The 4,962-nt window shown below is 71.5% G+C and carries 6 protein-coding genes; 4 read left to right on the top strand and 2 right to left on the bottom strand.

From position 1 onward, the window contains the following. Positions 1–144: 144 nt before the first annotated feature. Both DEIPI_RS0107315 and DEIPI_RS0107310 read left to right on the top strand, forming a co-directional pair. Complete coding sequence (locus tag DEIPI_RS0107315; RefSeq protein WP_027481345.1) at positions 145–978, top strand: PIG-L deacetylase family protein; 834 nt, start codon at positions 145–147, stop codon at positions 976–978. A gap of 300 nt (positions 979–1,278) precedes the next feature. After that, the gene (locus tag DEIPI_RS0107310) at positions 1,279–1,548 is read left to right on the top strand and encodes an HNH endonuclease (protein ID WP_027481344.1); all 270 of its coding nucleotides are present in this window, start codon (positions 1,279–1,281) and stop codon (positions 1,546–1,548) included. On the opposite strand, the gene DEIPI_RS0107305 is transcribed toward DEIPI_RS0107310, so the two are convergent. Then, on the bottom strand, positions 1,532–2,242 hold the full coding sequence (locus tag DEIPI_RS0107305; RefSeq protein WP_027481343.1) for a creatininase family protein: 711 nt from the start codon (positions 2,240–2,242) through the stop codon (positions 1,532–1,534). The two genes, DEIPI_RS0107310 and DEIPI_RS0107305, sit on opposite strands and share 17 nt — an antisense overlap. Positions 2,243–2,351: 109 nt before the next feature. On the opposite strand from DEIPI_RS0107305, the gene DEIPI_RS0107300 reads away from it, so the two are divergent. Further along, on the top strand, positions 2,352–3,353 hold the full coding sequence (locus tag DEIPI_RS0107300; protein ID WP_027481342.1) for an SDR family NAD(P)-dependent oxidoreductase: 1,002 nt from the start codon (positions 2,352–2,354) through the stop codon (positions 3,351–3,353). 52 nt (positions 3,354–3,405) lie between these two features. On the opposite strand, the gene DEIPI_RS0107295 is transcribed toward DEIPI_RS0107300, so the two are convergent. Then, positions 3,406–3,732 (bottom strand): histidine triad nucleotide-binding protein, encoded by a 327-nt coding sequence (locus tag DEIPI_RS0107295; protein WP_027481341.1) that lies wholly within the window; start codon positions 3,730–3,732, stop codon positions 3,406–3,408. A 239-nt stretch (positions 3,733–3,971) separates the two neighbouring features. Between DEIPI_RS0107295 and DEIPI_RS0107290 the strand changes: the two genes are divergently transcribed. Then, positions 3,972–4,856 (top strand): ferritin-like domain-containing protein, encoded by an 885-nt coding sequence (locus DEIPI_RS0107290; protein ID WP_045233845.1) that lies wholly within the window; start codon positions 3,972–3,974, stop codon positions 4,854–4,856. The last annotated feature ends 106 nt before the right edge of the window (positions 4,857–4,962 follow it).

Here is a 4,962-nt window from a genome sequence, read left to right as displayed (position 1 = left end):
CGCCTGAGCGCCTCCATCCGTGCCGAGGACGGCGCGCGGACCGCCGCGCGTCTCCTGAGCGACTACGCCCGCGCGGGCCTCGACGGGAGCGCGTCGTGACCTCGCGCGCAATTCCCCGCGCGCGGCGCGCGACATGATGGGCGCATGCCGATCGATCCCCCGTCCCTGCTCGCGGTCTTCGCCCATCCCGACGACGAGGCCTTCTCCTCCGGCGGCACCCTCGCCCGCTACGCCGAACGCGGCGTGAAGGTCACGCTCGCGTGCGCCACGCGCGGCGAGGCGGGCAAGATCACCGACCCGACCCTCACCGTCGAGGACCTCGGACGGCACCGCGAGGAGGAACTGCGCGAGGCCTGCCGGGCCCTCGGCATTCCCGACCCCGTCTTCCTGGGCTACCACGACTCCGGACGGCAGGAACGCACCCGCCACGACGACCCGAGGGCCCTCCTGAACGTCGAGCCCCTCGACGTGGAGACGCGCCTTCTGGACGTCATCGAGCGGGCCCGCCCGCAGGTGATGCTCACCTTCGACCCGCACGGCGGCTACGGCCACGTCGACCACCTCGTCGTGCACCGCGCCGCCACCGCCGCGTTCTACAGCGGCACCGCCCGCTACCCGGGGCTGCGGCGGCTCTTCTACACCGCCATGCCCGTCGAGCTCACGCGCCGCTTCGTGGAGAGCGGCATGCCGATGGACTACGAACCCGAACGCTACGGCGTCACGCCCGACACCATCGCCGTCGCGATGGACGTCGAGGCGTACGGGGAGCGCAAGATGGCCGCGCTGCGCGCCCACGGCAGCCAGACCGGCCCCAACTCGCGCATGAACCAGCTTCCCGAGGAGCAGCGCGAGGCGATGCGGCGCTCCATCGTCGCGAAGGAGAACTTCGCGCTCGCCGGGACGCGCGGCCCCATCCCGCAGTGGCCCCTGCGGGGCTTCTTCGACGGCCTCGACGGGTACGAGCACGTGGAGGATTGAGGGCTGCGTACGCTCAGGGACGGCCCCTCGCTCATGTTTCGTGCGCCCACGCGTCTCTCCACGCATGGGCGGGGCGGCCCGGTCCTCCTGCCTGGGGCGTCCACGTGTCTCTGTGACCATGGGGAGCGTCGTACGGACCGGGGCGGCCCGGTCCTCCTGCCTGGGGCGTCCACGTGTCTCTGTGACCATGGGGAGCGTCGTACGCACCGGAGCGGTCCGGTGCTTCTGCTTGGAGCGGCCACGTGTCTCTGTGACCACGGGAACGGCGCGAGGCGCACAGGGACGGCAGAATGACGGTGTATGCCCCTGTGCGCCCTGTGCGAGCGGGACGTCCCGCAGATCACCGTCCACCACCTCGTCCCCCGGTCGCGCGGCAAACGCGGGCAGGTGCTGCCCACCGCCGACCTCTGCTCGGCCTGCCACCGTCAGATCCACGCGCTCTACAGCAACGAGCACCTCGAACGCGAGCTCGGCAACCTGGACCGGCTGCGTGACGATCCGCAGGTGCAGCGTTTCGTGAAGTGGGTCCGAAAGCAGGCCCCCGCGCGGCGCGTCAGCGTGCGGCGCTGACGTCCCAGGCGAGCAGGTCGCGCGTCTCCCCCACCGCCGTCGCCCAGATGCGCGCCATGTGACGGCCCTCCGCCTGGTACGGCCCGCCGAAACTGCCGTCGCCCAGCGCCGCCTTCACCTCCAGGGGCGGCAGGTCGCGCACGGCCCCCCAGTCCACCGGGGGCTTGTCCGTCTCGGGGACGTCCACGCCGTGCAGGCGCGTCCACGGGAAGTTCTCCATCCACGACGCGTGCGTCGCCACGGGATGGACGCTCCTCACCGCCGCCATCGTGCGCGGCGCGTTCCACCAGTCGTGCCAGCGCAACGAGAATTCGGGCCGCGCCGCGAGAAATGGAGCGAGCAGGTCCCGCGCGGGCGTGTTCCCCCCGTGCCCGTTCACGATCAGCACCCGCCGGAAGCCCTGCGCGCGCAGGCTGTCGAGGAGCCCCTCCAGGACCTTCACGTACGTCGGGAGGTCCACGCTGAGGCTCCCCGGGTACGCCGTGAACTGAGGCGTCACGCCGTACGTGAGGCAGGGAAAGACGGGCACGCCGAGGCCCTCGGCGGCGTCCGCCGCGACCTTCGTCGCGAGGATCGTGTCGGTGGCGAGGCTGAGGTAGGCGTGCTGCTCCGTGCAGCCCAGCGGGAGGACGCAGCGGTCGTCGGACTCCAGGTACGCCTGAAGCTGCATCCAGTTCATGTCGGTGACTCTCACCCTCCGAGTCTTGCCGCAAGAGGGCCCGGCGCGCAAGCGCCCCTCAGCGTGAACGCCGCTTCACCCGCGTGGGGGCGTGGCGCGCGGGCGCGGCGCGTACAACGGGAGCATGACGCGACTGCCCACCCTGCTCGCCGCGACCGCCGCCGCCTACCTCGTCGGACGCGCCCTCGGACGCAAACCCCTCGACCTGCACGAGAAGGTCGTGCTGATCACGGGCGGCTCGCGCGGCCTCGGTCTCGTGCTGGCCCGCAAGCTCGCGCGGATGAACGCGCGGCTCGCGATCGTCGCGCGCGACCCGGACGAGCTGCGCCGCGCCGAGGAGGAACTCGCCGACCTCGGCGCGCGCGTCCTCGCGCTCACCTGCGACGTCGCCGACGAGGCCGACGTGCGCCGGGCCGTCCTGCGGACCGTGGAGCACTACGGACGTCTCGACGTGCTGATCAACAACGCCGCGATCATCTCCGTCGGGCCGCTCGACAGCATGATCAGGGCGGACTACGAGCGCGCGATGGACGTGAACTTCTGGGGTCCCCTGCACTTCATGCTCGCCGTGCGCGACACGATGCGCGGACAGGGCGGCGGGAGCATCGTGAACATCTCCAGCGTCGGCGGGAAGGTGCCCGTGCCGCACCTGCTGCCGTACAGCGCCAGCAAGTTCGCCCTGACGGGCCTCAGCTCGGGCTGGCGCGCGGAACTCCTGAAGGACGGCGTCGTCGTGACGACCGTCCACCCGGGCCTGATGAGCACCGGCAGTCCCCGCAACGTGGACTACAAGGGCCGTCACGAGCAGGAGTACGCGTGGTTCTCCCTCGCGGACAACCTGCCCGGCCTCGCCCAGACGCCCGAGGCCGCCGCCGACGAGATCATCGACGCGCTCCGGTACGGCAGAGCGGAGATCGTGACGTCCGTGCCCGCGAAAGTCCTCGCGACGTTCCACGCGCTCTTCCCCGGCCAGTCGAGTACCCTGCTGTCCGTCATGGACCGCTTCCTGCCCGCGCGCGGCGGCATCGGCACGCAGAGCCGCAGGGGCTCCGAGAGCGAGACGGCCTTCACCCGCGCGCTCGGCACGAAGGCGGCGGCGGAGGTGGCGCACAACCAGCAGCCCTGAACCACGAGTCTCAGCGCGGCGCTCCGGGAAGGTCCGGAGCGCCGCGTCCCTGTCAGAAGGGGATCTTCCCTTCCCAGCCGCCGAGGATGTGCACGTGCGTGTGGAAGACCTCCTGCCCGCCACCCGCGCCGACGTTCACGACGAGGCGGTAGTCGGGCAGCAGCGACCGCGCGACCTTCGTCGCGGTGAGCCACAGGCGGCCCATCTCGGCCTCGTCCTGGATCTCGTCGACGCGGGCGCTGACCTTCTTGGGGATCACGAGGACGTGCACGGGCGCCTTCGGGGCGATGTCGCGGATGGCGATGAACTCGTCGTCCTCGTACACGACGCTCGCGGGAATCTCGCGGTCGATGATGCGCTCGAAGATCGTTCTGGACATGGGAGGAGTGTACCCAATGAGTGGAGAGACACGTGAACGCCCCTGGCATGAGCACCGGGCCGTCCCGGTGCGTACGCAGCCATGAGTGGAGAGACGGGAACCGGGAAGCACCCGGACGCCCGGACCGTTCACCTTCCGTTCAGGTCCGGCGTCCGCGCCATCCGGCGCGCGCGGGCGCGCTTACTACCTGTCGAGCCGTGAGGGGCGCCTGCCCCGCTCGTGACCTCGGAGGTCTTCCCATGAACGACAAGATGAATCGCCGCTCCGCCCTCCTGACGCTCGGCCGCCTCGGCGCGGGCGCCGCCGCCATCGCCGCCGTCCCGTCCGTGGCGGTCGCGCAGTCCGCGCGTCCGAACGTGGACGGGGACGTGCTGAACTTCGCGCTGAACCTGGAGTACCTGGAGGCGGCCTTCTACGCGGCCGCGGTGGGACGCCTCGACGAGGTGCGCGAGCTCGGCGGCGGCGCGGAGATCCGCCTCCCGGCGGGCTTCACGGGCCGCTCGGCGATGCGCTTTTCGAGCAACGCGACGCGGCAGTACGCGGAGGAGATCGCGGAGGACGAGATCAGCCACGTGCGCTTCCTGCGTTCCGCGCTGGGCGCGTCGGCGGTGGCGCGGCCCGTGCTGGACCTCGGCCCCGCGTTCGACGCGGCCGGTCAGGCCGCGTCGGGCGGCGCGATCAGGGGGTTCAATCCCTTCGCGAACGATCTGTTCTTCCTGCACGGCGCGTACATCTTCGAGGACGTCGGCGTGACGGCGTATCGGGGCGCGGCGCCCCTGCTGACGGACCCGACGGTGCTGGGCGCGGCGGCGGGCATCCTCGCCGTGGAGGCGTATCACGCGGGCGAGATCCGCACGCTGCTGTTCGAGCGGCGCGCGATGCCCGCCGCGGCGGGTCTGAACGTGGGGCAGGTGACGCAGGCGATCAGCGATCTGCGCGCGAAGGTGGGCGGCGGGAAGGATCAGGGCCTGACGCGCGGCGGGATGGCGAACATCGTCGTGGCGGACTCGAACAGCGTGGCGTTCGGACGGACGACGCGGGAGGTGCTCAACATCGTGTACCTCGCGCCGGGCGCCTCGCGCGGCGGGTTCTTCCCGAACGGGCTCAACGGGGCGATCAGGTAGGGAGACACGTGGACGGCCGATGTCCTTGAAGGGAACGCCCGGACGAGTCCGGGCGTTCCTCATCGCTGGAGCAGGCTCGTGACGGCCTGGATGGGCGTGAGCTCTC

Source organism: Deinococcus pimensis DSM 21231 (genome assembly GCF_000519345.1).
Taxonomy (GTDB): Bacteria; Deinococcota; Deinococci; order Deinococcales; family Deinococcaceae; genus Deinococcus_A; species Deinococcus_A pimensis.
Note: the sequence above shows the minus strand (reverse complement) of the source record. Positions and strands in the feature narration are given on the sequence as shown.

What these genes read in the sequence shown, in the direction of transcription:
- DEIPI_RS0107295 (WP_027481341.1), bottom strand. Translation starts at nt 3,732, where the DNA reads ATGTCCAGAACGATCTTCGAGCGCATCATCGACCGCGAGATTCCCGCG.
- DEIPI_RS0107315 (WP_027481345.1), top strand. Translation starts at nt 145, where the DNA reads ATGCCGATCGATCCCCCGTCCCTGCTCGCGGTCTTCGCCCATCCCGAC.
- DEIPI_RS0107310 (WP_027481344.1), top strand. Translation starts at nt 1,279, where the DNA reads ATGCCCCTGTGCGCCCTGTGCGAGCGGGACGTCCCGCAGATCACCGTC.
- DEIPI_RS0107300 (WP_027481342.1), top strand. Translation starts at nt 2,352, where the DNA reads ATGACGCGACTGCCCACCCTGCTCGCCGCGACCGCCGCCGCCTACCTC.
- DEIPI_RS0107290 (WP_045233845.1), top strand. Translation starts at nt 3,972, where the DNA reads ATGAACGACAAGATGAATCGCCGCTCCGCCCTCCTGACGCTCGGCCGC.